Here is a 26,336-nt window from a genome sequence, read left to right on the forward strand (position 1 = left end):
CCCCGAATTCGGCCTGCTGCACAACGCCGACCTCTCCCAGCGCATCCACACCCGCAGCGGCCCGCCCACCCCCGACGACCTCGACGAACTGCTGGCCCGGCGCCGCAAGACCCAGTATCTGCTGGCACATCCGCGCACCATCGCGGCCTTCGGGCGCGAGTGCAGCAGCCGTGGTCTGTATCCGCAGGGCGTCGAGGTGGCCGGGGTGGCGGTGCGGGCGTGGCGCGGGGTTCCGCTGCTGCCCTGCAACAAGATCCCGATCAGTGAGTCCGGCACCAGTTCCATCCTGGCGATGCGCACCGGGGAGGAGAGCCAGGGGGTCATCGGTCTGCACCAGACTGGCATCCCGGATGAGTACGAGCCCAGTCTGAACGTCCGGTTCATGGGCATCAGCGAGCAGGCCGTGGCGTCCTATCTGGTCTCCGCCTACTACTCGGCGGCGATCCTGGTGCCCGACGCGCTCGGTGTGCTGGAGGACGTCGAGATCGGCCGCTGAGCCCGGCCTGGAGGGGCTGTCCGGAGTTGCGGTCTGGATCAGGGAGCGGGGCGTGGTGCGTACGCTCGCAAGGCGCCGGAAGGCCCTCGTAGCGGAGCTACTAGGGCATTTCGGCAACGCCGCGAGCGTGCGTGCCACGCTCCGCGAGCCCAGATCACAACTCCGGACAGCCCCTCAGGGGCCGCCCGCCGCGGGCGTGGGTCAGGGACGGACACTGCTGACCACGTCCGCGGTGGCGGCGAGCCCCTCGGAGATCGTGGGCGCCACACTGCTGCTCGCCAGGTAGAAGCCGAGCGTCACACACACCAGCGCATGTGAGATGCGCAGTCCGCCGCTGCGGAGAAAGACCACCGTCAGGATCAGAAGCAGCAGGACCACGGAGATGGAAATGGCCATGGGGAGCCTCCTCGGCCGCTACGGAGCATCGGGATCCGGCCGTCAGTGTGGCCCAGAATCGCCCGTGAACCGCCGTGACCTGGTGCTCCATACGGGTGCCGTTCTGCTGTGCGACTGCTCCCCGGCGATCGCCGCTGCGCGGTGAGAGGGCGTGGTCCGGTCCCTCACCGGGCCGCGGCAGGCGACCGCCGTGCTCGGGTGGCCGCCACCGCCGCGCCCGCCCGATCCGCCCCCACCACGGTGGAGTCGGCACCACTCGTCATGCGTCCCCGCCCCGGCTCCGCCCGGCGTGCCGTACGGACATTCGACACTCTGGCACTCCGGTGGCGCGATCGCGGAGCGGGGGCGGGTTCGCCGGATCCGGCCGGTCAGCCGGTGGGGGCCGCCAGGTCCACCAGTCCGGCGAGCGTCTGCCGGTGGCGGCCGGGGGTGCCCAGCGCGATCTCATCGCTCTTGGCCCGCTTGAGGTACAGATGCGCCGGGTGTTCCCAGGTCATGCCGATACCGCCGTGCAGCTGGACGCACTCCTCGGCGGCGTGCACCGCCACCTGGGCGCAGTGCGCCTGGGCCACGGCCACCGCGACCGGCGTGTCCGGGCTGTCCGTGGCCAGTGCGTCGGCCGCGTACCGGGCGGTGGCCCGCGCCTGGACCAGCTCCAGCCACAGCGTCGCCATCCGGTGCTTGAGTGCCTGGAAGGAACCGACGGGGCGCCCGAACTGATGGCGCTCCTTGGTGTGCCGCACGGTCTCGGTCAGACACCATTCGGCCACCCCCAGCTGCTCGGAGGCGAGCAGTCCGGCGCCGGTCAGCAGCGCCCGCCCGATGGCGGCCCCGGCCCGGTCGTCCCCGGCCAGCCGGCGCGCCGGGGCGCCGGTGAGGGTCACCGCGGCGAGCGGCCTGGTGAGGTCGAGCGAGGTGAGGGGTTCGACGGAGACGCTGGTCTCCGCGGTCTCCACGGCGTACAGCCCGTATCCGTCCGCGCCGGCGGCCGGGACGAGCAGCACATCGGCGCCCGCCGCGCCCGCGACACCGGAGACCTGGCCGCTGAGCGCTCCGTCGCCGTCGGCCCGTACGGTCGCGCCGGGTGCCCCGGGGACGCCGGGTGCCCCGGGGGCGCCGGGTGCCCCGGGGGCGCCGGGTGCCCCGGGGGCGCCGGGTGCGGTGGACAGCGGCACCGCGAGCGCGCCGACCGTGCGGCCCTCGGCGAGCGCGCCGAGCAGCCGGGCCACGGCGTCCTGGCCGGTGTCGCAGCCGAGCAGGGCACCGACGGCGAGGACCGCGCTGGTCAGGTAGGGCACGGGGGCGACGGCGCGGCCGAGTTCCTCCATGACGACCGCCGCCTCGCGCGCCGTGGCACCCTGGCCGCCGAGCTTGTCGGGCACCAGCAGCCCGGCGGCGCCCATATCGGCCCCCAGCGCACGCCACAGCGCCCCGTCGTACGCCCGGCCGCTCTCGGCCCGGGAGAGCACCGCGGCGGGCGGGCAGTGGTCGGTGAGCAGCGACCGTACGGCCGCGCGCAGATCCTCCTCCGCCTCGGTGTAGAGCAGGTCCGGGGTGCTCATCGGGGCAGGTCCTTCCACGGGAGGTCCTTGTCGGTGCGCGGCTCGGGCGGCAGGCCCAGGACGCGTTCGGCGATGATGTTGAGCAGCACCTCCGAGGTGCCGCCCTCGATGGAGTTGCCCTTGGCGCGCAGATAGCGGTAGCCGGCCTCGCGTCCGGTGAAGTCCACCAGTTCGGGGCGGCGCATCGTCCAGTCGTCGTAGAGCAGCCCCTCCTCCCCCAGCAGTTCCACCTCCAGCGCGCTGATCTGCTGGTTGAGCCGGGCGAAGGCGAGCTTCATGGCGGAGCCCTCAGGGCCGGGCCGGCCGTCCGCGAGCTGCTGGCGCAGCCGCTCGCCCGCGAGCCGGGCCGCCTCGGACTCCACCCACAGCCGCAGCAGCCGCTGGTGGAGGTCGTGGGTGCGCAGTTCGGGCCGCCGGCGCCAGGCGTCGGCGACCAGCCCGATCATGCCGCCTTCGCGGGGGACGCGGCCGCCGCCGATGGCGACCCGTTCGTTCATCAGGGTGGTCTGGGCGACGCGCCAGCCCTCGCCGATCCCGCCGAGCCGCCGGCTGTCGGGGATTCGCACCCCGGTGAGGAAGACCTCGTTGAACTCCGCCTCGCCGGTGATCTGGCGCAGCGGACGGACCTCGACCCCGGGGTCGGTCATATCGCAGACGAAGTAGCTGATGCCACGGTGTTTGGGCTGGTCGGGGTCGGTGCGGGCGATGAGGATGGCCCAGCGGGCGAGATGGGCGCTGGAGGTCCACACCTTCTGTCCGTCGACCACCCAGTCGTCGCCGTCGCGCACGGCCCGGGTGGCCAGGGCCGCGAGGTCGGATCCGGCACCGGGCTCGCTGAACAGCTGGCACCACACCTCCTCGCCGGTCCACAGCGGGCGCAGCAGCCGCTGCCGCTGCTCGTCGGTGCCGAAGCCGAGGATGGTGGGGGCGGCCATGCCCAGGCCGATGCCGATGCGGCGGGGATCGTTGTCGGGGGCGCCCGCGGCCTCCAGTTCGGCGTCGACGACGGCCTGCAGCGAGCGCGGGGCGTCCAGGCCGCCGAGCCCGGCCGGGTAGTGCACCCAGGCGAGTCCGGCGTCGAAGCGGGCGCGCAGGAAGTCCAGGCGGTCGGTGGTGGCGGGCGGATGGGCGTCGAGGAGTGCGCGCACGCGGCGGCGCAGTTCATCGGCGTCCACGGCGGCGCGGTTCCCGGTGGCGTTCATCGGGGTCCTCCGGCGGCCTGGCCGGGGACGACCACCACACGGCCGGTGGTGGTGCCGTCGGCGACGCGCTGGACGGCGTCGGCCGCGCCCGCCAGCGGTACCCGCTCGCTGATCAGCGGTGTGACGGTGCCCTGTGCGGCGAGCTTGGTCAGTTCCTCGTGGCAGGCGCGGACCGCGGCCGGGTCGTGGGTGTTGTACAGGCCCCAGTGGAGGCCGAGGACGGCGTAGTTCTTGACCAGGGCGTGGTTGAGAGCGGCCCGGGGGACGACGCCGCTGGCGAAGCCGACGACCACGATGCGGCCCTCGAAGGCGACGCATTTGACGGACCGGGCGAAGGCGTCGCCGCCGACCGGGTCGTAGACGACGTCCGCGCCGCGGCCCGCGGTAGCCTCCTTGACGGCGGCCACGATGTCGTCGGCGCGCCGGTCGAGGACGAGGTCGCAGCCCAGTTCGCGGGCGATCCGGGCCTTGTCACCGCCGCCGACGACCCCGATCACCTTCGCCCCGGCCGCCTTGCCGAGCTGGACGGCGGCGCTGCCCACGCCGCCCGCGGCGGCGTGCACCAGGAGCGTCTCGCCGGGCTGGAGCCGGGCCCTGCGGTGCAGGCCGAACCAGCCGGTCTGGTAGCCGATGTGCAGCGCGGCGGCCTCGGCGTCGTCCAGGGCGTCGGGCGCGGGCAGCGCGGCCGACGCCGCCACGGGCACCAGCTCGGCGAAGCCGCCAGCGGGGAGGGTGGGGGTGGCGAGGACGCGGGCGCCCACCTCGCCGTCGGCGCCCTCCCCGACGGCGACGACCTCGCCGCACAGCTCCACACCGGGGGTGAACGGCAGGGGCGGCCGCACCTGGTAGTGGCCGCGGCACAGCAGGGCGTCGGGGAAGTTGACGTTGGTGGCCCGGACCCGCACCAGCAGCTGCCCCGGTCCCGCCTCCGGTTCCGGCACCTCGTCGAGGCGCATGACCTCGCGCGGCTCGCCGTTGTCGTGCACTCGCCATGCCTGCATCCGGTGGCCTCCACAAACGGGTCGGTGAGGACGCGGTACCGCGCCGGGTCGCACATACTAACCAGTCGGTACGACGAGCGGAACCGCCACCGCCGTCAGCCGTCCTGTCCCGCCCGCCCGGCGGGGGATGAACTCTTGTGCAACTCTGGAGGCACCCTTGAGCCCGGCGCGTCGGCAGGTAAAGAGTGGAGGGCGACATATCGGCTCGTTTCACGGCGAGTCGATGCCGGAACGGGACGGGAGATGACGACTGTGCCCGACGACAAGGCGATCAGCGAGGCCGAGATGGAGGCCAGGCTGCACGGCATCTGTTTCAAGACCGGGCCGCCGCGCCGCATCGGAGTCGAACTCGAATGGTTCCTGCACGACCCGCACGATCCCGCACGACCCGTCGAGGCGGCCCGGCTCGACGCCGCGGTCACCGCGCTGCGCGGACTGCCGCTGCGGTCCGCCGTCACCTTCGAACCCGGCGGCCAGGTGGAGCTCAGCTCCCTGCCGGCCGACTCCCTCACCGCGTGTGTGGAGTCCGCCGCCGCCGATCTGGTTCTCGTACGCACCCTCCTCACCGAGCTCGGACTCGGTCTCGCCGGCCACGGACATGACCCCTGGCGCCCGCCGAGACGGTTCCTCACCACGCCCCGGTACGAGTGCATGGAGACCTACTTCGACCGCCGGGGGCCGGCCGGGCGCTCCATGATGTGCAGCACCGCCTCCGTACAGGTCTGCGTGGACGCCGGGCACGAGGAGCCCGGACCGCTCGGTATGGCGCGGCGTTGGCGGCTCGCCCATCTGCTGGGCGCGGTGCTGACCGCCGCCTTCGCCAACTCGCCCCTGCGCCAGGGCCGCCCCACGGGCTACCGCTCCACCCGGCAGGCGCTGTGGACGGCGATGGACCCCGGCCGCACCCACGCCCCGTCCGGCGACGGGGATCCCCGCGCGGCCTGGGCCCAGTACGTACTGGACGCGCCCGTGATGGCGATCCGGGACGAGGCGGCGCCCTGGACCGTGCCGAGCGGGGTGACCTTCCGCCAGTGGGCCCGCACCGGGCGGCCCCGGCCGCCCACCCAGGAGGACCTCGACTTCCACGTCTCCACGCTCTTCCCGCCCGTCCGCCCGCGCGGCCATCTGGAGCTGCGCATGATCGACGCGCAGAGCGGTGCGGACGGCTGGATCGTCCCCCTGGCCGTCACGGTCGCGCTCTTCGACGACCCCCAGGCTGCCGAAACGGTTTACCGCGTGGTGAAGCCGCTCGCCGAGACGGCGGGCCCCCGCCCCGCACCGGGCAATCCGCTGTGGCGGGCGGCGGCCCGTCACGGTCTGGCCGACCCCGAGTTGCGCACCGCCGCCGTCAGCTGCTTCGCCACGGCGCTGGAGGCGCTGCCGCGCATCGGGGCCTCCCCCGCCGTCACCGCCGCCGTGGCCGCCTTCACCGACCGCTATGTGGCCCGCGGCCGGTGTCCCGCCGACGATCTGCTCGCTCCTCTCACCGGTAAGGAGGGACGGTCATGACCGCTCCCGACTCCGACCTCACCCTCGACCGCGAGGCGTTGCGCCGGCGCGCCGAGCAGGCGCTGCGCGCCGCACGCGAGCGCACCCACACCCTCACCACGTGCGTGGACGAACCCGATCTCACCGCCCAGCACTCCCCTTTGATGTCCCCGCTGGTCTGGGACCTGGCGCACATAGGCAACCAGGAGGAACAGTGGCTGCTGCGCGCGGTCGGCGGACATGACGCCCTGCGCCCGGAGATCGACTCGATCTACGACGCCTTCGAGCATCCGCGGGCCGAACGGCCCTCCTTGCCGCTGCTGGCGCCCGCCGAGGCGCGCGGCTACGTCCACGAGGTGCGCGGCCGGGTGCTGGACGTCCTGGAACGGATCGAGCTGCGCGGCGCCCCGCTGGTCGACGCCGGTTTCGCCTTCGGCATGATCGCGCAGCACGAGCAGCAGCACGACGAGACGATGCTCATCACCCACCAGCTGCGCCGCGGACCCGCCGCGCTCACCGCCCCGCCGCCGCCCGATACGGCGGACGGCGCGGCGCTGCCCGAGGAGGTGCTGGTCCCGGGCGGCCCGTTCACGATGGGCACCTCGGCCGAGCCCTGGGCCCTGGACAACGAGCGCCCCGCGCACCAGCGGCTGGTCCCGGCCTTCCACATCGACACCACACCGGTGACCAACGGCGCCTACGAGCGGTTCATCGCGGACGGCGGCTACACCGAGCGGCGCTGGTGGACGGCCGAGGGCTGGGCATACGTCCGGGAACACGGGCTCGCCGCCCCGCTGTTCTGGCGGCGCGAGGGCGGGCAGTGGCTGCGGCGGCGGTTCGGGGTGACGGAGCCGGTGCCGCCCGGGGAGCCGGTGGTGCATGTGAGCTGGTACGAGGCGGACGCCTACGCCCGCTGGGCGGGGCGGCGGCTGCCGACCGAGGAGGAGTGGGAGAAGGCGGCCCGCCACGACCCGGTCAGCGGCCGGTCCCGGCGCTATCCGTGGGGCGATGCCGACCCCACCCCGGACCACGCCAACCTCGGCCAGCGCCATCTGCGGCCCGCACCGGCCGGAAGCTATCCGCGGGGCGCCTCCCCGCTGGGGGTGCGGCAGCTGATCGGCGATGTGTGGGAGTGGACCTCCAGCGACTTCCTGCCCTACCCGGGGTTCCGCACCTTCCCCTACCGCGAGTACTCGGAAGTCTTCTTCGGTCCGGCGTACAAGGTGCTGCGCGGCGGCTCCTTCGCGGTGGACGAGGTCGCCTGCCGGGGCACGTTCCGCAACTGGGACCTGCCGGTCCGCCGGCAGATCTTCTCGGGGTTCCGCACCGCCCGGGACGCGTCCTGATGTGCCGGCACCTGGCGTACCTCGGACCGCGCGCCGCCATCGGCGACGTGGTCGTGGGGCCCGCGCACAGCCTGTTCCGGCAGTCGTGGGAGCCCCGGCGGCAGGCGCACGGCACGGTCAACGCCGACGGGTTCGGCGTCGGCTGGTACGCGCCGGGCGACCCGGTGCCCGCGCGCTACCGCCGTGCCGCGCCCATCTGGGGCGATCTGTCCTTCGCCGACCTGGCCCGCGTGGTGCGGACCGGGGCGCTGATGGCCGCCGTACGGGACGCCACCGAGGCGAGCGCGGACGGTGAGGCGGGTGCCTCGCCGTTCGCCTCCGGGTGCTGGCTGTTCAGCCACAACGGGGCGGTGCGCGACTGGCCGCACGCGGTCGCGGACCTCGCCGCCTCGCTGCCGCCCGCGGAACTGCTCGCCCTGGAGGCGCGGTGCGACTCGGCGTTCGTCTGGGCGCTGGTGCTGCACCGGCTGCGGCTGGGCCACGCACCGCCCGAGGCGCTGGCCGAGGCGGTCGACCAGCTCGCCGGCGCGTCCCCCGGCTCACGGCTCAATCTGCTGCTCATGGACGGGGAGACCATCGCCGCCACCGCCTGGGGCGACACGCTGTGGTACCGGGCCGACCCGGACCGGGGCGTGGTGGTCGCCTCCGAGCCGTACGACCGGGACCCCGGCTGGACGGAGGTCCCCGACCGCACCCTGCTCACCGCCACCCGCACCGATGTACTGCTCACCGCACTCAAGGAGGCTTCCCGTTGAGCCCCTTCACCGTCACCCGCACCCTGCCCGCCGATGCCACCGCGGCCGCGCTGCGCGCCGACGTGGCCGACGGGCTGACCAGCACCCCCAAGCGGCTTCCGCCCAAGTGGTTCTACGACGCGCGGGGAAGCGCGCTCTTCGAGGAGATCACCCGGCTCCCCGAGTACTACCCGACCCGCGCCGAGCGGGAGATCCTCGTCGCCCGCGCGGCGGAGATCGCCGACGTCACCGGGGCGCGCACCCTCATCGAGCTGGGCTCCGGCTCCTCGGAGAAGACCCGCCACCTGATCCGGGCGCTGCCACAGCTGCGGGTCTACGTCCCCGTGGACGTGAGCGAGAGCGCGCTGGAGCCGGCCGGGGAGGCGCTGCTGGCCGAACATCCCCGGCTGACGGTGCACGCGCTGGTCGCCGACTTCATGAACGGGCTCGCGCTGCCCGACGACACCCCGGGCCCGCGGCTGCTGGCCTTCCTCGGCGGCACGATCGGCAATCTGCTGCCGCTGGAGCGGGCCGGCTTCTTCGCCTCGGTGAGCGAGCTGCTCGCCCCCGGTGACGCGCTGCTCCTCGGCACCGACCTGGTCAAGGACGAGGCCACCCTGGTCGCCGCCTACGACGACGCACAGGGGATCACCGCCGAGTTCAACAAGAACGTACTGGCGGTGCTCAACCGCGAGCTGGGCGCCGACTTCGACCCCCGCGACTTCGACCACCTGGCGGTGTGGAACGCCCGGGAGGAGTGGATGGAGATGCGGCTGAGGGCCCGTAAGGACCTCACCGCGAAGATTCCCGCGATGGATCTCGCGGTCCACTTCACGGCCGGGGAGGAGCTCCGTACGGAGGTGTCCGCCAAGTTCCGCGAGGAGAAGGTGCGGGCCGAACTGGCCGCCGCGGGGCTGCAGCCTCGGCGGTGGTGGACCGACGCGGCGGGCCGCTTCGCGGTGTCGCTGGCCGTTCGCGGCTGACGGCCGAAGGACGCGGCACACCGCCGCCCGGGGCCCCGGCCCCGGGCGGCGGTTCGCTCGCAGACGAGCTGTTGACCTCCTCCGAGCCCGCCGCCGGGTCGTTCGCCCGGGCCGCCGGGACCGGCCGTCACCCTCCGTCCCGCTCGGACGACCCACCGGGATTATGTGATGCACATCACATAACCGCGAGAGGGCCGCAGCACAGCGCGCTGCGGCCCGCTCACTGGGCGAACTCCCTCTTGTTGTGGCCAAATCGGCCCCCTTATCTTTGGCGCGCCCGGCAGCTCGCCGCACCCGGCAGCAGGAGAAGGAGCCGTCCATGCCCTTACGGGGACGCCACCGCCGTTACAAGCCCAACCGCATCTCCCGTGCCTCGCTGAGCGTCACGGCGGGCGGCGCCGGAATCGCCCTCCCGCTCGTCGGGGCCACGGGCGCGTTCGCGGCCTCGGGCGAGACCTGGGACAAGGTCGCCCAGTGCGAGTCCACCCACAACTGGGACATCAACACCGGCAACGGCTTCTACGGCGGACTGCAGTTCACCCAGAGCACCTGGGAGGCGTACGGCGGCTCGGCCTACGCGGCACGGGCCGATCTGGCCACCAAGGACCAGCAGATCGCGATCGCGGAGAAGGTGCTCGACGCGCAGGGGCCGGGCGCCTGGCCGGTGTGTTCCGGGAAGGCCGGTCTGACAAGGGGCGACGCGGCGCCGCAGAGCGCGCCGAAGACCCTCAAGGCGTCCGCCGCGCCGGCGGAGGCCCAGCGGCCCGCGAAGACCCAGCGGCCCGCGAAGGTCCAGCAGACGGCGGCGCACAAGCCCACGCCCACCAGCCTCCCGGGCGCGTCGGCCAAGTCCGGCCGCTACGTGGTCGTCAGCGGCGACTCACTGTCCGGCATCGCCGACTCCCATGACGTCAGCGGCGGCTGGCAGGCGCTCTACCAGAGCAACCGCACGACGATCGGCGACGATCCGGACCTGATCTACCCGGGCCAGAAGCTCTCCTTGACGGGCGGCGGGACCAAGGCGAAGCCCGAGACGCACCACAAGGCGAAGCCCAAGCCCGCGCCGCGCCCCAAGGCCGAGAAGCCCCTTCCCAGCCGGGAGCGGACCGCCAGGCCCGCCGCCTCCTCGGGCTTCACCGCCCCGGTCAGCGGGGTCAGCCCGAGCACCGCCTACCGGGCGGCAGGCTCCAGCTGGTCGAGCGGCTATCACACCGGCGTGGACTTCCCGGTGGGCATCGGCACCTCGGTGAGGGCCGTCGGCACGGGCCACGTGGTCTCGGCGGGCTGGGCCGACGCGTACGGCTACCAGGTGGTCATCCGGCACGCGGACGGCAAGTACAGCCAGTACGCCCACCTCTCGCAGCTGTCGGTGCGGGCCGGACAGAGCGTCAACGGCGGGCAGCAGATCGGCCGTTCCGGCGCGACGGGGAACGTCACCGGACCGCACCTCCACTTCGAGATCCGCACCGGCCCCGGCTACGGCTCGGACATCAACCCGCTCGCCTATCTGCGGTCCCGCGGCGTCAGCCTCTGATGTGACACGCGGCTGAGGGCCGGGACCTGACGCCTCCCGGCCCCGGCTCCGCGGCCCCGGCTCCGCGCGGCGGCGGCACGGGGCGCGCCGGACTCGCACGCACAGGACCGTCCCGCCCCGCCCGGCATCCGCCACGGCGCCCCCGGCCGCGCCATCGGGGCGCGGTGTCCCGGCGGCGCGGCTCCGGCCGGATGCGCACTTGCCCCATGAGCGGCTTTCGGGCGAGACTTCTACAGCCCTGTAGATTTCACTGGGCGGCCGGTACGCCGCACCGGCCCTCGACACCGGAAGAGAGCAGACCTGATGTTCGGCCTGAGCGAACTCGCCATGATCCTCATCGTCGTCATCGTGGTCCTGGGGATCAAGAAACTGCCCGAGCTGGCGCGTTCCGCGGGCAAGGCGACGCGGATCTTCAAGAGCGAGGCCAAGGCGCTCAAGGAGCAGGACGCCCCGTCCGCGCCGGGGAACGTCGTCTCCGGCACGGTGATCAACCGGGACCAGCCGCCCCGTTCCTGACCCCGCGGCCCGGCCGCCGCGGGGACGGTGGCGGTCGCCGTCCGCGCCGGGGTGACGGTCGCCGTCCGCGTCGGTGCGCCAATCCCGCACACTGCGCCGTCGGCCTGGTCCATACCGCCACGAACCCGCTCCCCGCCTCGTTCTGCTGTGCCGTCCGTGATCGCCATGTCGTGGCGGCGCACCGGGCCCACCCCGCTGCCGCCCGTCGCGTACGAGGGCTGTCCCCGCCCGCAGGAGCCGGTGTCCCCGCCCGCAGGGGCCGGCCCACGGGCCGTCAGGACGCCCCGTGGGCCGGCCGTGGCGGCTCGGCTCCGGCGAGGAGCCTCAGCGTGGCCTCGCCCGCCTCCTCGGGGGTCCAGCGGGCGCCCTTGTCGGCGGTCGGGCCCGGCCGCCAGCCCTCCATCACCGTGATCCGCCCGGACTCCGCCTCGAAGACGCGGCCGGTGACCCCGGCGGCGGCCGCCGAGCCGAGCCAGACGACCAGCGGCGAGACATTGGCCGGGGCCATCGCGTCGAAGGCGGCGGGGTCGTCCGGCGCGGCCATGGCATCGGCGAACGCCGTCTGCGTCATCCGGGTGCGGGCCGCCGGGGCGATGGCGTTGACCTGGACGCCGTACCGGCCCAGCTCGGCGGCGGCCACCAGGGTCAGGCCGAGGATCCCGGCCTTGGCGGCGGAGTAGTTGCCCTGGCCCACGCTGCCCAGCAGTCCCGCCCCGGAGCTGGTGTTGACCACCCGCGCGACCGGCGTCCGGCCCGCCTTCGCCTCGGCCCGCCAGTGGGCGGCGGCGTGCCGCAGCGGCAGGAAGTGGCCCCTGAGATGGACGCGCACCACCGCGTCCCAGTCCTCCTCGCCGAGGTTGACGAGCATGCGGTCGCGCAGGAATCCGGCGTTGTTGACGAGGGTGTCCAGCCGGCCGTAGGCGTCGAGGGCGGTCGCGACGAGGGAGGCGGCGCCATCGGCGGTGGCGACGTCCCCGCCGTGCGCGACCGCCTCCCCGCCCGCCTTCCGGATCTCCTCGACGACCTCCTGGGCCGGGCCCGGCGATCCCCCCGCGCCGTCCGGGCCCACGCCGAGGTCGTTGACGACGACCTTCGCACCGGCGGCGGCGAAGGCGAGCGCGTGCGCCCGTCCGAGGCCGCGGCCCGCTCCGGTGACGACGGTGACGCGCCCGTCGCACAGTCCGCTCATCTCAGTCCTCCCGTGGGTCGGCCCGGCCGGTGCCGCCGGCCGGCTGGTTGACGCTCGCGGCGTCGAGGAACGCGGGGCGCTCCCCGCCGCCGTGGACGGCGATACTGGCGCCGCTGACGTAGCCGGCCAGCCCGGAGGCGAGGAACACACACACGTCACCGGCCTCGACGGGCTCGGCCAGCCGTCCGAGCGGAACGGTCCGGCCGACGGCGGCGATGCCCTCCTCGTCCCCGTAGTGCAGATGCGACAGCTCGGTGCGGACCATGCCCAGCACGATCGTGTTGACCCGGACCCGGGGCGCCCACTCCACGGCCAGGGTGCGGGCGAGGTTCTCCAGCCCCGCCTTGGCGGCTCCGTAGGGGCCGGTGCCCGGGGACGGCCGGGTGCCGCTGACGCTGCCGATCATCACGATCGAGCCGCCGTCCGCCTGATGGCGCATCAGCTCATAGGCGCTCAGGGAGACGGTCATGGGGGCGATCAGGTTGAGTTCGACGATACGGGCGGCGCGCCGCCGCCCGGCCTCGGCGATCAGTCCGTAGGGGCTGCCTCCGGCGTTGTTGACCAGCAGGTCGAGCCGTCCGTGGGTGCGGCGCAGCCGGGCGAAGAAGGCGGCGACCGCGTCCGGGTCCCGGATGTCGAGCGGTACGAAGCGGGCGGTGCGCCCGGCCGCCTCGACGGGTCCGCCGGGAGGCCGGCGCGCACAGATCACCACCTCGGCCCCTGCGGTGAGCAGGGCCCGGGTGATCCCCGCTCCGACGCCCCGCGTGCCGCCGGTGACCACGGCGACGCGGCCGGCGAGATCGATGGTGACGGCCACTGGACACCTCCCGCTGCGCGACGAGCGCTGCTACCGTCTGCCTAACAAACGTTTGGTGGAAAGGTAGCGGATCTGCTCATGGGTGTCTCCACCTCCGCCCCCGCGGCGGGCGTCCGCCTGGTCGCCATGGACTTCCCACCCGTCAACGCCCTTCCGGTACGGGGCTGGTACGAGCTGGCCGGGGCGCTGCGCACCGCGGGCGCCGACCCGTCGGTGCGCTGTGTGGTCCTGGCCGCCGAGGGCCGGGGCTTCAACGCGGGCGTGGACATCAAGGAGATCCAGGCGGCGCGGGACCGTGCGGCGCTCCTCGGCGCCAACCACGGCTGCGCCGAGGCGTTCGCCGCCGTCTACGACTGCCCGGTCCCGGTCGTCGCCGCCGTCCACGGCTTCTGTCTGGGCGGCGGCATCGGGCTGGCCGGCAACGCCGACGCGATCGTGGCGAGCGAGGACGCCACGTTCGGACTGCCGGAGCTGGACCGCGGCGCGCTGGGGGCGGCCACCCATCTGGCGCGGCTGGTCCCGCAGCACCTGATGCGCGCGCTGTACTACACCTCGCGCACCGCGACCGCCGCGGAGCTGCACCGCCACGGCTCGGTCTGGCGGGTCGTCCCGCGCGCCGGGCTGCGGGAGGCGGCGCTGGAGCTGGCCGGTGAGATCGCCGCCAAGGACGGGGCGCTGCTGCGCCTGGCCAAGGCGGCCATCAACGGTATCGACCCGGTCGATGTGCGCCGCAGCTACCGCTTCGAGCAGGGCTTCACCTTCGAGGCCGATCTGGCGGGCCTGTCCGGCGGACACCGGGACGCGTTCGTCGCGAGAAGCACCGGGACAAGCGGCGCGGGAAGCACCAGGAAGGGGTGAGCGGCGTTGGCCGACAAGACGATGACGGCCGAGGAGGCCGTCGGCCGGATCCGCAGCGGCATGACGGTCGGCATCGGCGGCTGGGGCTCGCGGCGCAAGCCCATGGCCCTGGTCCGCGCCCTGCTGCGGTCGGATGTCACCGATCTGACCGTGGTCTCCTTCGGCGGCCCGGACGTCGGGCTGCTGGCCGCCGCCGGGAAGATCCGCAGGCTGGTCGCGGCGTTCGCGACGCTCGACTCGATCCCCCTGGAGCCGCACTTCCGGGCGGCGCGCGAGCGCGGGGGCATCGAACTGACCGAGCTGGACGAGGCGATGATGATGTGGGGGCTGACCGCCGCCGTGCACCGGCTGCCGTTCCTGCCCGTCCGGGCGGGGCTGGGCTCGGACGTCATGACGGTCAACCCCGGCCTGCGGACGGTGAGGTCGCCGTACGAGGACGGTGAGGAGCTGGTGGCGGTGCCCGCGCTGCGGCTGGATGTGGCGCTGGTCCACCTCAACCGGGCGGACGCGCGGGGCAACGGCCAGTGCCTCGGACCCGATCCGTACTTCGACGACCTGTTCTGCGAGGCGGCGGCCGAGGCGTATCTCTCGTGCGAACGCGTCGTGGCCACCGCGGAGTTCGCGGACCCGGGCGGCCCGCGGACACTGCTGGTCAGACGGCATGCGGTCACCGGCGTGATCGAGGCCCCGGGAGGCGCGCACTTCACCTCCTGCGCCCCCGACTACGGGCGGGACGAGGCGTTCCAGACCGCGTACGCCAAGGCGGCGGCCGACCCCGGGGCGTGGCGGGAGTTCACCGAGCGGTTCCTGTCCGGGGACGAGCGGCGGTACCGGGCCGCGGTGGCGGCGTTCGGGAGGGAGGGCGCATGACCGGCGGGGCGACCCGGGCCGAGTACTGCGTGGTGGCGTGCGCCGAGGCGTGGCGGGGCGACGGGGAGGTCCTGGCCTCCCCGATGGGTGTGGTGCCCAGGATCGGCGCCCGGCTGGCGAAGCTCACCTTCGCGCCCGAGCTGCTGCTCACGGACGGCGAGGCGATGATCGTCGGCGATGACCCGGAGGTGGTGGAGGGGTGGCTGCCGTACCGGGCGCATCTGGCGCTGGTCACCGGCGGCCGGCGGCATGTGATGATGGGCGCGAGCCAGCTCGACCGCCACGGCAATCAGAACATCAGCTGCGTCGGGGACTGGAAGCGGCCCAGGCGACAGTTGCTGGGGGTGCGGGGAGCTCCGGTCAACACCCTCAACAACCCGACCAGTTACTGGGTGCCCCGGCACTCGCGGCGGGTCTTCGTCGACCGCGTCGACATGGTGTGCGGGGTCGGCCACGACCGGGCGGCGGCCGCGGGTCCCGCCGCGACCCGTTTCCATCAGCTCCGGTGCGTGGTGACCGATCTGGCGGTCCTCGATTTCGCCACGCCCGACCGCACCCTGCGGGTGCGCTCCCTGCATCCGGGGGTGACCGCCGAGACGGTGCGGGAGGCCACCGGCTTCCCCCTCGACATCGCCGGCGACGTGCCCCGCACCCGGCAGCCGTCCCCCACCGAGCTGCGGCTGATCCGGGAGGTCATCGACCCGGAGGGGGCCCGCGACCGGGAGGTGCCGGCCTGATGGACACCCCGCTGACCAGGCTCGTCGGGGTGCGCCATCCAATCGTCCAGACGGGCATGGGGTGGGTGGCCGGGCCCCGGCTGGTGTCGGCCGTCGCCAACGCCGGGGCGCTGGGCATCCTCGCCTCCGCGACCATGCCGCCCCGGCGGCTGCGCGCGGCCGTCCGCGAGGTCGCCGCCCGCACCGACGCCCCCTTCGGGGTCAATCTGCGCGCCGACGCCGCGGACGCCGGGGAGCGGGTGCGGATCATCGTCGAGGAGGGGGTGCGGGTCGCCTCGTTCGCCCTGGCCCCCACCCGGGAGCTGATCGACCGGCTGAAGGGCGCGGGCGTGGTGGTCATCCCGTCCGTGGGCGCCCGGCGCCACGCGGAGAAGGTCGCGGGCTGGGGCGCGGACGCGGTGCTGGTGCAGGGCGCGGAGGGCGGCGGCCACACCGGACAGGTGGCCACCACCGTACTGCTCCCCCAGGTCGTGGACGCGGTGGACATCCCGGTCGTGGCCGCGGGCGGCTTCCACGACGGACGGGGGCTGGCGGCCGCGCTCGCCTACGGGGCGGCGGGGATCGCCATGGGCACCCGTTTCCTGCTGACCTCCGACAGCACCGTCCCGGACGCCGTGAAGGCGCGCTATCTGGCGGCGGCGGTCACCGACGTCACCGTCACCACGGCGGTGGACGGACTCCCCCACCGGATGCTCCGCAGCGAGCTGGTCGACGCCCTCGAACGCTCCGGCCGCACCGCCGCGCTGCTGCGCGCGGTGCGCCACGCCGCCGCCTTCCGGCGGCTGTCCGGGCTGAGCTGGCCGGCGATGGTGCGCGACGGGCTGGCGATGCGGCACGGCAGGGAGCTCACCTGGAGCCAGGTGCTGCTGGCCGCCACCACCCCGGTGCTGCTGAAGGCGTCGATGGTGGACGGCCGCACCGACACCGGGGTGATGGCCGCCGGACAGGTGGCCGGGGTGATCGGCGACCTGCCCTGCTGCGCGGACCTGGTGGAGCGGATCATGGCCGAGGCCGCCGAGACCCTGGACCGGCTGCCCCGCGGTCGTACAGTGGGGTGAAAGCGGCCAGACCATGACACGGGTAACGGGAGGTGGTCATGGCCGATCCCAAGGGTTTCCTGACCACACCCCGCCGTCTTCCGCCACGCCGTCCGGTGGCCGAGCGGGTGCGGGACTGGCACGAGGTCCCCGCGCCCGGCGGACTGCTGCCGATCATCAACGCCCAGGCGGACCGCTGCATGGACTGCGGCATCCCGTTCTGCCACGACGGCTGTCCCCTGGGGAACCTCATCCCGGAGTGGAACGACCTGGTCTCCCGGGACGACTGGCTGCGCGCGAGCGAGCGGCTGCACGCGACCAACAACTTCCCCGAGTTCACCGGCCGGCTGTGCCCGGCCCCGTGCGAGAGCGCGTGTGTGCTGGCCATCAACCAGCCGGCGGTCACCATCAAGAACGTCGAGGTGGCCATCGCCGACCGGGCGTGGCAGAGCGGATACGTGACCCCCAGACCACCGGAGCGGCTGACCGGCCGGACCGTCGCCGTCATCGGCTCGGGACCCGCGGGCCTGGCCGCGGCCCAGCAGCTCACCCGAGCGGGACACACGGTGGCGGTGTACGAGCGCGACGACCGGGTGGGCGGGCTGCTCCGCTACGGCATCCCCGAGTTCAAGATGGAGAAGCGCCACCTGGACCGGCGGCTGGAGCAGATGCGCGCGGAGGGCACCACGTTCCGCACCGGGGTGGACGTAGGCACCGATGTGGACGCCGCCGAGCTCAGGACGCGCTACGACGCGGTGGTGCTGGCGGTGGGCGCGCGAGCCTGGCGCGACCTGCCCGTTCCCGGGCGGGAGTTGGCCGGGATACACCAGGCGATGGAGTATCTGCCGATGGCCAACCGGGTGCGCGAGGGCGACTACCCCCGGCCGCCGATCAGCGCCGAGGGCAAGCATGTGGTCATCGTCGGCGGCGGGGACACCGGGGCGGACTGTCTGGGCACCGTACTGCGGCAGGGCGCCGCCTCCGTGACCCAGCTGGACATCCACCCCCGGCCCGGCGACGAGCGGGCCGAGGACGAGCCCTGGCCCACCTACCCCAAGATCTACCGGATGTCCGCCGCCCATGAGGAGGCGCGGGAGCTGGCGGCCTCTCCGGAGGCGGATGTGGACGCGCGGGTCTTCTCCGCGACCACCGTCCGCTTCGAGGGGGCGGCACCGGACGCGGAGCGGGCACACGGCCGGGTCCGGGCGCTGCGCCTGATCGGGGCCCGCACCGACGGGCGGTCCGGGCCGGGCGCGGAGCGGGTGCTCCGGGCGGATCTGGTGCTGCTGGCGCTCGGCTTCCGCGGCCCGGAGCGGGACAGCGGGCTGTTCGACCAGCTCGGAGTGGAGCTCGACGGGCGCGGCACCGTCGCCCGCGACGCCTCCTTCACCACCAGCGCGGACGGGGTGTTCGTGGCGGGCGACGCGGGCCGCGGCCAGTCGCTGATCGTGTGGGCGATCGCCGAGGGGCGCTCCGCCGCGGCCGCCGTGGACCGCTATCTCGGGGGCGCCACGACGCTCCCGGCACCGGTCGGTCCGGCCGACCGTCCCCTGACGGCCTGACGGCCCGACAGCCCGACGGCCTGACGGCCCGACGAGGCGACAGCCCGGTGGTGCGCCGGGCCGGTGGCCGGACGACGGGCCGCCCGCCACGGGCCGGCGGCTCGGGCATAGTGTGCGTCCATGATCTCGCAAACGCCCCTTCTCACCGTGGCCGACGGCGTCCACGTCTGGTCCCCCACCCCGAGTGCCGGATGGGGTCTGGCCAACTGCGGTCTGATCGTCTCGCCCGACGGCGCCGCCGCCTGGATCGACAGCCCCTACGACCGGCGGATGGCCGGTGACTTCCTGGAACGGAGCCGCGCCCTGCTGCCCGACGGGGGCCGGATCGAGCGGGTGATCGTCACCCATGCCAACGGCGACCATCTGTGGGGCGCGGAGGTGGTACCGGACGCCGAGATCGTCGCGACCCGCGAGGCGCTCGGCCACATCGAGTACGAGCCCTCGCCGCAGCAGCTGCACGCCCTGGTGCACGGCAGCGATCCGGCGACCCCGCTCGGCTGGTACCTCCAGCGGCACTTCGGGCGGTTCGACTGGTCCGCCACCGAGGTCGTCGAGCCGACGCTCACCTTCGTGGGCGAACTCGACCTGCGCGTGGGGCAGGTGCCGGTGCACGTGTTCAGCCTGCCGTCCGCGCACACCGCGGGCGATCTGGTGGCGTATCTGCCGCGGCAGAAGGTGGCGTTCACCGGCGATGTCATCTTCGCCTCCGGCCCGGAGAACCCCGGTGACCACGCGGTGCACTGGGCGGGCCCGCTGGACAACGTGATCGCCGCCTGTGAACGGGTGCTCGCGACCGGCGCCGAGGTGATCGTCCCCGGCCACGGTCCGGTGCTGGACCGGGATGGGGTCCGCGGCCACATCGGCTATCTGGAGCACCTCCGGGACCGGACCCGGCAGCTGCACGCGACGGGGGTACCGGCTCTCGAGGCCGCCCGTACCCTCATCGCCGAGAGCGCCCATCCGTCGCTGGGCCTGCCCGAGCGGCTGGTGATCACGGTGGGCTCGGAGTACCGGCATCTGAACGGCACCGACCAGGCGGCGGACCTCATGGCCACCATGGCCGATCTCGCCCAGGTGGCGTGGGAGCGGCGCGACGGCGCCGCACGCTGAGCGGTGGCAGCGACCGGGCGGACGGGGGCCGGTGGGCGGGGCCGGGGGGCGGAAGCCGTAGGGACGGACGCCGCGTGGGCAGAGGCCCGGGAAGCCGGGAAGCCGGGGCCCGGCTCACCGCCCCGGTCGGACCGGCCCCGGCCTCACCGCCCCGGTCGCCGCCGGGCGGGCTCCGCGGCCGGAAGGTCCTGCTCGGTCCAGATGATCTTGCCTTTGCTGGTGTAGCGGGTGCCCCAGCGCTGGACCATCTGGGCGACGAGGAACAGCCCCCGTCCGCCCTCGTCGGTGGTGGCGGCGCGGCGCAGATGGGGCGCGGTGGTGCTGCCGTCGGCGACCTCGCAGATCAGCGTCCGGTTGCGCAGCAGGCGCAGCCGGACGGGGCCGACCGCGTGCCGGATGGCGTTGCCGAGCAGCTCGCTGACCACCAACTCGGTGGTGAAGGCGGCCTCCTCCAGGTTCCAGTCGGCCAGGGTGCGGGCGACGGCCGCCCGCATCCGGGCCACCACCTCCGGGTCCGACGGCAGCTCCCACGAGACCACCTGGCGCTCGTCCAGCGCGGTGGTGCGGGCGACGAGCAGGCAGACGTCGTCGGTGCGGCGCGGCGACAGCAGGGCGGCCATCACCGCGTCGCAAACCCGCTCCGGGTCGGGGTCGGCGTCGGTGAGGGTGGCGCGCAGCCGGTCGAGCCCGGACTCGATGTCGTGTTCGCGGTCCTGCACCAGCCCGTTGGTGTAGAGGACGAGACGGCTGCCTTCGGGCAGCCGGGTCCCGGTCGCCTCGTAGGGCCGGCCGCCGAGTCCCAGCGGCGGTCCGGCGGGCAGGTCGAGGAAGGTCGCGGCACCGTCGGGGTGGACCAGGGCCGGGGGCGGATGACCGGCCCGTGCCAGGGTGCAGTACCGGGAGACCGGGTCGTAGACCGCGTACAGACAAGTGGCTCCGGCGGCCCCCACCCCGCCGCCCACGGCGGTGTCCTCCCGGTCGAGCTGGTCGACCACGTCGTCGAGCCGGGCCAGCAGCTCATCGGGGGGAAGGTCCACGACGGAGAAGTTGCGCACGGCGGTGCGCAGTCGGCCCATGGTCGCGGCCGCGTGCAGTCCCCGGCCGACGACGTCCCCGACGACCAGGGCGACCCGGGCCCCGGACAGGGGGATGACGTCGAACCAGTCGCCGCGCACCCCGCTGGGGGCGGGCAGATAGCGGTGGGCGGCGTGGACGGCCTGCTGTTCGGGGCTGCCGCGCGGCAGCATGCTCTCCTGGAGGGCCAGGGTGGTGGCGTGCTCGCGGGCGTAGCGGCGGGCGTTGTCGATGGCGACGGCCGCCTGGCCGGCCAGCTCCTCGGCGAAGGAGCGGTCCTCCTCGTCGAACGGCGGGGCGTCCCCCGAGCGCCAGAACACCGCCTGGCCCAGCCGGACACCGCGTCCGCTGAGCGGCACGGTCAGCAGTGAGTGGATGCCGTACTGCGCCAGCCGTTCGACCCGCTCCGGCTCCTGGGGCGTCCAGCCGGGGAAGGACGGCAGGTCGCGCACGGCGAACCCGCGGGCCCTGCCGGTGCCGCCGGCCCGCTGGGCGGCGGGGAGGGCGGAGACGCGCTCGCCGACGCGGCGCAGCGGGGAGTCCTCCCGGATGCCGCTGAAGCCGACCCGGCGCATGGCCGCGTCCCGGTCACCGGGCTCCTCGCCGCGCAGGACGGCCTCGTGCAGATCGACGGTGGCGAAGTCGGCGAACCGCGGCACGGCGACCCGGGCCAGCTCCTCGGCGGTCCGCTCCATGTCGAGGCTGGTGCCCACCCGGACGCTGGCCTCGTACAGCAGCCGGAGCCGTGCGTAGGCGCGGTCGGCCTTGTCCGTCAGGGCGCGCAGCTCGGTGGTGTCCCGCAGGGTGGCGACGCTGCCCCAGGGCTGTCCGGCCCGCTCCGCCGGGCGCTGGTTGACCGCCAGCAGCCGGTCCCCGACCTGGTGCACCTCGTCGGTGGCCGCCCGGCCGGAGGCGAGCAGCCCGGCGATGCCCGGGGGCAGGCCGACGCCGCTGATCCGCTGTCCGTGCGCGCCGGGGGTGAGGCCCAGCAGGCGCAGCGCCTCGTCGTTGGCGAGCAGCAGCCGCCCCTCGTCGTCGAGGATCAGCACCCCCTCCCGGACCGAACGCAGCACGGCGTCGTGCTGTTCGTACATCCTGGTGATCTCGGCGGGGCCGAGCCGGTGGGTCTGGCGCCGCAGCCGCCGGGCCACGAGCGCCGCGCCGCCCGCGCCCAGCAGGAGGGCGGCTGCCGTGGATCCGTAGATCACCGGCAGTTGGCGGCCGACCGAGCGGGCCACGGAGGGGATGGAGACCCCGACGCTGACCACCCCGATCACCCGGCCGCGGGCACCGGTGACCGGCACGGTGGCGCGGATCGTGGGGGCCGCGCGGGTGACGCCCGGAACCTCGTCGGTGAAGGTCCGGCCCACCGTGGCCGGGTAGAGGGGGCGGCCGACCCGCTTGCCGATCAGCTCCGGGTCCGGATGGGTGTAGCGGACGCCGCGGGGGCTGGTCACCACGATGGAATCGACACCGGCCCGGTGCCGGATCGTCTCGGCGAAGGGCTGGAGGGTGGCGGAGGGGTACCGGGACTCCAGCGCCCGCTGGACGCCGGGGGCGGTGGCGAAGGTCCGGGCCACGGTCAGGGCGCGCCCCCGGGCCTGGTTGTCCCGGCTGCCGCGGGCCTGGAGGGACAGCGTGGCCCCGGCGGCGAGCACCAGCAGCGTCACGATGATCAGCATCAGGGCGCACACCTGGCCGCCGACGCTGCGCGAGCCCAGCACCGAGCGCACCTTCACATGATCTGTCTAACGCATATCGGCGGGCCGCACACCTGGTGGCGGCCGGGGCGGAAGCGCCCGCGCTCACATATTGATCATGTGACCGGCAAGCCCGTGGACGGCCTCCTTCACCGCCTCGCTGAGGGTCGGATGGGCGTGGACGTTGCGGGCCACCTCGTGCACCGTGAGGTCCCACTGCTGGGCGAGGGTGAGCTCCGGGAGCAGCTCGGTGACCTCCGGGCCGATGAGATGGCCGCCCAGCAGCTCGCCGTGGCGGCCGTCGCTGATGAGCTTCACGAAGCCGACGGGGTCGCCGAGCCCCTGGGCCTTCCCATTGGCGGTGAACGGGAACTTGGCCACCCGGACGTCGAAGCCGCGCTCCCGCGCCTGGGCCTCGGTCCAGCCGAAGCTGGCGATCTGCGGCTGGCAGAAGGTGGCGCGCGGGATCATCACGTAGTCCAGCTCCATGGTCTCCGCCCCGGCGATGGTCTCCGCCGCGACGATGCCCATGGCCTCGGCGGCATGGGCCAGCATCAGCCTGGCGGTGACGTCGCCGATGGCGAAGATGTGCGGCACGTTGGTGCGGCAGCGGCCGTCGACGTCGATGGCGCCCCGTTCGGTCAGCCGGACCCCGGTGTGCTCCAGGCCGTATCCCCGCACCCGCGGCCGGAACCCGATGGCCTGCAGCACCCGGGCGGCCTGGAGGGTCTGCCGCTGGCCGCCCGTGGTCACCATGACCTTGACCGCGGGGCCCGCGTCGTTGATCGCCTCCACCCGGGTGGAGGTCAGGATGTTGATGCCGAGCCTGCGGAAGCGGCGGGTGAGCTCGGCGGAGACCTCCTCGTCCTCCAGGGGCACGATCCGGTCCATGAACTCCACCAGCGTCACCTGCACCCCGTAGCTGTGCATGAGGTACGCGAACTCCACGCCGATGGCGCCCGCGCCCGCGATCAGGACGCTGCCGGGGAGGGTGGGGGCGAGGATCTGCTCCTCGTAGGTCACCACGCGCTCGCTGAGCGAGGTGCCGGGCAGCAGATTGGTGAGCGAGCCCGCGGCGATGACGCAGTGGTCGAAGGTGAGCGTCTCGGTGCCGCCGCCGGAGCGGGTGACCCGCAGCTCATGGGGGCCGGTGAAGGCGCCCCGCCCCTCGTACTGGGTGATCTTGTTCTTCTTCATCAGATAGTGGACGCCCCTGACCCGTCCGTCGGCCACCGTGCGGCTGCGCTCGAACGCCGGGCGGTAGTCCACGGTCAGATCGCCGTTCACCCGGATGCCGAAGCTCTTGGCCTCATGGAGGAACAGATGGGCCAGCTCGGCGTTGCGCAGCAGGGCCTTGGACGGGATGCAGCCCACGTTCAGGCAGACGCCGCCCCAGTAGCGTTCCTCGACGATGGCCGTGCTCAGGCCCAGCTGGGCGGCGCGGATCGCGGCGACATAGCCACCCGGCCCGGCTCCCAGGACCACGACGTCGAAATGTGCGCTCATGCGTCGCACCTTAGACATTAGAGTCGGGATATGGCTTCAGACGAGGGGTCCGTACGGGTGGACAGCTGGATCTGGTCCGTGCGGCTGACCAAGACGCGTTCCATGGCCGCCTCGGCCTGCCGCGCGGGGCACGTCCGGGTCAACGGCGAACGGGTCAAGCCCGCCCACGCGGTGCGGCCGGGCGACGAGGTGCGGTTGCGCCATGCGGGGCGCGACCGGATCGTGGTCGTCTCGCGCATCGTGCGCAAGCGGGTCGGGGCGCCGGTGGCGGCGGAGTGCTACGTGGACAACTCCCCGCCTCCGCCGCCGCGCGAGCACACCGTGCCGATCGGCCTGCGCGACCGCGGGGCGGGCCGCCCCACCAAACGCGACCGGCGCGAGATGGAGCGGCTGCGCGGCGCGCCCGGCGGGATCGGCTAGTGCCGCGTCAGTCAGGGTTCGCCCGGTAGCGAGGCGTCCTGGTCCGTGCGATCGCAAGGCGGCCGGAAGCCCTCGCGGGGGCACCTCCCGGACGGAGTCTGGGGGCGGGCCTACTCGGGTTTCCGGCCAACGCGGCGAGCGCGCGTGCCAGGGCGGCGAGCGGGGCGAACCCTGGCTGACGCGGCACTGGGGACCGGGGGCCCGTCTTCCGGCGGGATCCGCCGGAAGGACCCGGGGGCCGGGCCGCCGTCCGCCGTGATCCGTACCGGGCCGCCGTCCGGCGTGATCCGTGCCGGGCCGCCGGGTGCGCCGGCCCGGTCGATCCGGTCGGCGGTGGGTGCCGGGGCCGGTTCCGCGCCGGGCCGCACCCCATCGGGGCTCAGCCGGAACGGGCTCAGCCGGAACGGCGCACCGACGCGGCCGGGGGTCGCTCACGGCCCGCCCCGTAGGCCAGGAAGTACGCGGGTGCCCGCTTCAGCCAGGGCGCCTTGGTGAGCACCTCGGCCAGCCGCAGCGGCTCCCCGCCGACGGCCTGTGAACGCCCCTGGAGCAGTGGCTCGATGACCCGGGCGTGGGCGATCCGCTGGAGTCTCTGCGTCGCGGCGGCGGTCGGCCACCGGCGGCGCTGGACGGCGCGTACGTCGCCGAGCCCCACGGTGCCCGCGCGCAGCGGCCCGGCCAGGTGGCGGGCGGCGGCGACCGCGTCCTCGACGGCGAGGTTGATGCCGATCCCGAAGACCGGCGACATCGCGTGGGCTGCGTCCCCAATGCACAGCAGTCCGGGGCGGTGCCAGCGGCGGAGCCGGTCCATCCGGACGTCCAGCAGCTTGACCTCGTCCCAGGAGCGCGGCCGCGTGTCACGGTCGGCCGTCCCCGTCCCGGGCCTCATCCACGGGGTGGCCTCCTCGAACGAGGTCAGGAACCGGTCGAGTCCTTCGGCGCGGTACTTGGCGTCGGCCCCTTTGGGGATCAGCACGGCGCACTGCCAGTAGTCACCGCGGTCGATCATGGCCGTGAGAAAGCGCTCGCCGGCGTTGCCCACCAGCCCCTGGGGATCGCTCGCCCGCCGCGGCAGCCGGAACCACCAGACGTCCATCGGGCAGGGGAACTCGCGCAGCCCCAGCTCGGGCAGGGCGCGGGCGAGCGATCCCCGGCCGTCACAGGCCACGGTGAGGGTGGCGCGCAGCTCGCCGGCGGAGCCGCCGGCGCGGTCGCGGTACCGCACTCCGGTGACCCGTCCGCGCTCCATGAGGAAGGAGGTCACCTCGGTGTTCATGCGCAGGCGGAAGGACGGCTCCCGGTTGGCCTCGTCGGCCAGCAGATCGAGCAGATCCCACTGCGGCACCATGGCGACGTAGTTGTACTTCCCCGGCAGCGAGCCGATGTCGCCGACCGTGAACAGTTCGCCGCCCCGTCCGATGGGCAGCTGGACGGAGTGCACATGCCGCTGCGGCAGGGCCTCGAACCGGTCGGCGAGACCCAGGTCGTCCAGGAGCCGCAGGGTGCTGGGGTGCACCGTGTCGCCGCGGAAGTCGCGCAGGAAGTCCCCGTGTTTCTCCAGGACGGTGACCTCCACGCCGGCGCGGGCCAGCAGCAGGCCGAGGACCATCCCGGCGGGCCCGCCGCCCACCACACAGCATGTGGTCCGCTCCCTCTCACGGCCCATCTCCTGGCTCCCTTCGACGTCCGCGAGGCCCTGGGGGCCCTTTCAGGAGGGATGTACCCGGTGGTGCCGCGCCACACCGGTGCCACGGCGGCATCCGGCCACCGGATGACGGCCGGCTTGAGTCTTCCCCGGCCCGCGTCCGTACCCCCGGGTGATGGTGTGGGCGCACAAGGAGGTCTGTATGGCAGCCGAACGCGATCCGGACCGGCCGGCCGGGCGTCAGGTGATCGAGCCGACCGCGGTCTTCCGTGCGCCACCGGGGTCGGGCGATGCCCCGGACGGGCCGGTTCGGACGTGGACGGAGGAGCTCGGCCTCTTCCGGCCGCCGGTCCCCGGGCTCCCGCCCGCACCACTGCCCACGGCGGACGAGGACACCCAGGAGCTGCCGGGCCACCCGGCGGCGGCCGGCGCCTGGCCCGGGAAGGACGCCCCGGCCGGACCGCCCGCCCCGGCCGGACGGCGCCGCCCCGGGGCCGTCCTGCTGGTGCTGGCCGGGCTCGGCGCGGGGGCCGTCCTCTCGCTGGTGCTGACG

Annotated in this window: 22 protein-coding genes and 2 pseudogenes; 15 read left to right on the top strand and 9 right to left on the bottom strand. The window is 74.2% G+C overall.

The genetic code is table 11. The features are described from left to right. Positions 1–496 (top strand): annotated as a pseudogene (locus AXW62_RS26400) (Crp/Fnr family transcriptional regulator); the annotation flags it as partial. A 201-nt stretch (positions 497–697) separates the two neighbouring features. Here the strand turns inward: AXW62_RS26400 and AXW62_RS26405 are convergent. The 4 genes from AXW62_RS26405 to AXW62_RS26420 all read right to left on the bottom strand — a co-directional run bounded on the left by AXW62_RS26405 (position 698) and on the right by AXW62_RS26420 (position 4,657). After that, on the bottom strand, positions 698–892 hold the full coding sequence (locus AXW62_RS26405; protein WP_020866016.1) for a hypothetical protein: 195 nt from the start codon (positions 890–892) through the stop codon (positions 698–700). A gap of 368 nt (positions 893–1,260) precedes the next feature. Further along, a complete protein-coding gene (locus tag AXW62_RS26410) occupies positions 1,261–2,454 on the bottom strand; it encodes an acyl-CoA dehydrogenase family protein (protein WP_060946712.1) in 1,194 nt (397 codons plus the stop codon). After that, positions 2,451–3,656, bottom strand: a complete 1,206-nt coding sequence (locus AXW62_RS26415; RefSeq protein WP_060946713.1) for an acyl-CoA dehydrogenase family protein — start codon at positions 3,654–3,656, stop codon at positions 2,451–2,453. Before AXW62_RS26415 ends, AXW62_RS26410 begins: the two co-directional genes overlap by 4 nt. Continuing rightward, positions 3,653–4,657 (bottom strand): NADPH:quinone oxidoreductase family protein, encoded by a 1,005-nt coding sequence (locus AXW62_RS26420; protein WP_030833928.1) that lies wholly within the window; start codon positions 4,655–4,657, stop codon positions 3,653–3,655. Before AXW62_RS26420 ends, AXW62_RS26415 begins: the two co-directional genes overlap by 4 nt. A gap of 243 nt (positions 4,658–4,900) precedes the next feature. Here AXW62_RS26420 and egtA point away from each other — a divergent pair, with 243 nt between their 5' ends. The 6 genes from egtA to AXW62_RS26450 all read left to right on the top strand — a co-directional run bounded on the left by egtA (position 4,901) and on the right by AXW62_RS26450 (position 11,258). Continuing rightward, complete coding sequence (egtA, locus tag AXW62_RS26425) at positions 4,901–6,166, top strand: ergothioneine biosynthesis glutamate--cysteine ligase EgtA (protein WP_060946714.1); 1,266 nt, start codon at positions 4,901–4,903, stop codon at positions 6,164–6,166. After that, positions 6,163–7,491 (top strand): ergothioneine biosynthesis protein EgtB, encoded by a 1,329-nt coding sequence (gene egtB, locus AXW62_RS26430; RefSeq protein WP_060946715.1) that lies wholly within the window; start codon positions 6,163–6,165, stop codon positions 7,489–7,491. Before egtA ends, egtB begins: the two co-directional genes overlap by 4 nt. Further along, positions 7,491–8,246 carry an ergothioneine biosynthesis protein EgtC gene (egtC, locus tag AXW62_RS26435; RefSeq protein WP_060946716.1) on the top strand — a complete coding sequence of 252 codons (756 nt, stop codon included), beginning with the start codon at positions 7,491–7,493 and terminating at the stop codon, positions 8,244–8,246. The genes egtB and egtC overlap by 1 nt, the downstream gene beginning before the upstream one ends. Then, a complete protein-coding gene (egtD, locus tag AXW62_RS26440) occupies positions 8,243–9,208 on the top strand; it encodes an L-histidine N(alpha)-methyltransferase (protein WP_060946717.1) in 966 nt (321 codons plus the stop codon). The genes egtC and egtD overlap by 4 nt, the downstream gene beginning before the upstream one ends. Positions 9,209–9,527: 319 nt before the next feature. Further along, positions 9,528–10,742 carry a transglycosylase family protein gene (locus AXW62_RS26445; protein WP_060946718.1) on the top strand — a complete coding sequence of 405 codons (1,215 nt, stop codon included), beginning with the start codon at positions 9,528–9,530 and terminating at the stop codon, positions 10,740–10,742. 303 nt (positions 10,743–11,045) lie between these two features. Further along, complete coding sequence (locus AXW62_RS26450; protein ID WP_060946719.1) at positions 11,046–11,258, top strand: twin-arginine translocase TatA/TatE family subunit; 213 nt, start codon at positions 11,046–11,048, stop codon at positions 11,256–11,258. A 274-nt stretch (positions 11,259–11,532) separates the two neighbouring features. Here AXW62_RS26450 and AXW62_RS26455 read toward each other — a convergent pair whose 3' ends face one another. Both AXW62_RS26455 and AXW62_RS26460 read right to left on the bottom strand, forming a co-directional pair. Further along, a complete protein-coding gene (locus AXW62_RS26455; protein WP_060946720.1) occupies positions 11,533–12,447 on the bottom strand; it encodes an SDR family oxidoreductase in 915 nt (304 codons plus the stop codon). A 1-nt stretch (position 12,448) separates the two neighbouring features. After that, positions 12,449–13,264 carry an SDR family oxidoreductase gene (locus tag AXW62_RS26460; protein ID WP_060946721.1) on the bottom strand — a complete coding sequence of 272 codons (816 nt, stop codon included), beginning with the start codon at positions 13,262–13,264 and terminating at the stop codon, positions 12,449–12,451. A 78-nt stretch (positions 13,265–13,342) separates the two neighbouring features. Between AXW62_RS26460 and AXW62_RS26465 the strand changes: the two genes are divergently transcribed. The 6 genes from AXW62_RS26465 to AXW62_RS26490 all read left to right on the top strand — a co-directional run bounded on the left by AXW62_RS26465 (position 13,343) and on the right by AXW62_RS26490 (position 19,438). After that, positions 13,343–14,122: an enoyl-CoA hydratase family protein gene (locus AXW62_RS26465; protein ID WP_060946722.1), complete on the top strand. Its 780-nt coding sequence runs from the start codon at positions 13,343–13,345 to the stop codon at positions 14,120–14,122. 6 nt (positions 14,123–14,128) lie between these two features. After that, positions 14,129–14,992 carry a CoA transferase subunit A gene (locus AXW62_RS26470; protein WP_338918848.1) on the top strand — a complete coding sequence of 288 codons (864 nt, stop codon included), beginning with the start codon at positions 14,129–14,131 and terminating at the stop codon, positions 14,990–14,992. Further along, positions 14,989–15,729: a CoA-transferase subunit beta gene (locus tag AXW62_RS26475; protein ID WP_060946723.1), complete on the top strand. Its 741-nt coding sequence runs from the start codon at positions 14,989–14,991 to the stop codon at positions 15,727–15,729. Before AXW62_RS26470 ends, AXW62_RS26475 begins: the two co-directional genes overlap by 4 nt. Then, entirely contained in the window at positions 15,729–16,787 is a 1,059-nt protein-coding gene (locus AXW62_RS26480; protein WP_060946724.1) for an NAD(P)H-dependent flavin oxidoreductase, read from the top strand. Before AXW62_RS26475 ends, AXW62_RS26480 begins: the two co-directional genes overlap by 1 nt. Positions 16,788–16,825: 38 nt before the next feature. Beyond that, positions 16,826–18,328 carry a glutamate synthase subunit beta gene (locus AXW62_RS26485; RefSeq protein WP_060946725.1) on the top strand — a complete coding sequence of 501 codons (1,503 nt, stop codon included), beginning with the start codon at positions 16,826–16,828 and terminating at the stop codon, positions 18,326–18,328. Between the two features lie 120 nt (positions 18,329–18,448). Next, positions 18,449–19,438 (top strand): MBL fold metallo-hydrolase, encoded by a 990-nt coding sequence (locus AXW62_RS26490; RefSeq protein ID WP_060946726.1) that lies wholly within the window; start codon positions 18,449–18,451, stop codon positions 19,436–19,438. 143 nt (positions 19,439–19,581) lie between these two features. Here the strand turns inward: AXW62_RS26490 and AXW62_RS26495 are convergent, their stop codons facing one another. Together AXW62_RS26495 and lpdA are read right to left on the bottom strand one after the other, a co-directional pair. Then, positions 19,582–22,251 (bottom strand): SpoIIE family protein phosphatase, encoded by a 2,670-nt coding sequence (locus tag AXW62_RS26495; protein WP_252368744.1) that lies wholly within the window; start codon positions 22,249–22,251, stop codon positions 19,582–19,584. 66 nt (positions 22,252–22,317) lie between these two features. Beyond that, the gene (gene lpdA / locus AXW62_RS26500) at positions 22,318–23,718 is read right to left on the bottom strand and encodes a dihydrolipoyl dehydrogenase (RefSeq protein ID WP_060946727.1); all 1,401 of its coding nucleotides are present in this window, start codon (positions 23,716–23,718) and stop codon (positions 22,318–22,320) included. Between the two features lie 30 nt (positions 23,719–23,748). Between lpdA and AXW62_RS26505 the strand changes: the two genes are divergently transcribed. Continuing rightward, a complete protein-coding gene (locus AXW62_RS26505; RefSeq protein ID WP_060946728.1) occupies positions 23,749–24,138 on the top strand; it encodes an RNA-binding S4 domain-containing protein in 390 nt (129 codons plus the stop codon). Between the two features lie 394 nt (positions 24,139–24,532). Here AXW62_RS26505 and AXW62_RS26510 read toward each other — a convergent pair whose 3' ends face one another. Continuing rightward, positions 24,533–25,804: an FAD-dependent oxidoreductase gene (locus AXW62_RS26510; protein WP_060946729.1), complete on the bottom strand. Its 1,272-nt coding sequence runs from the start codon at positions 25,802–25,804 to the stop codon at positions 24,533–24,535. A 181-nt stretch (positions 25,805–25,985) separates the two neighbouring features. On the opposite strand from AXW62_RS26510, the pseudogene AXW62_RS26515 reads away from it, so the two are divergent. Continuing rightward, positions 25,986–26,336, top strand: a pseudogene (locus tag AXW62_RS26515) (hypothetical protein); the annotation flags it as partial.

The sequence above is a fragment of the Streptomyces hygroscopicus subsp. hygroscopicus genome (assembly GCF_001553455.1).
Lineage (GTDB): Bacteria > Actinomycetota > Actinomycetes > Streptomycetales > Streptomycetaceae > Streptomyces > Streptomyces hygroscopicus.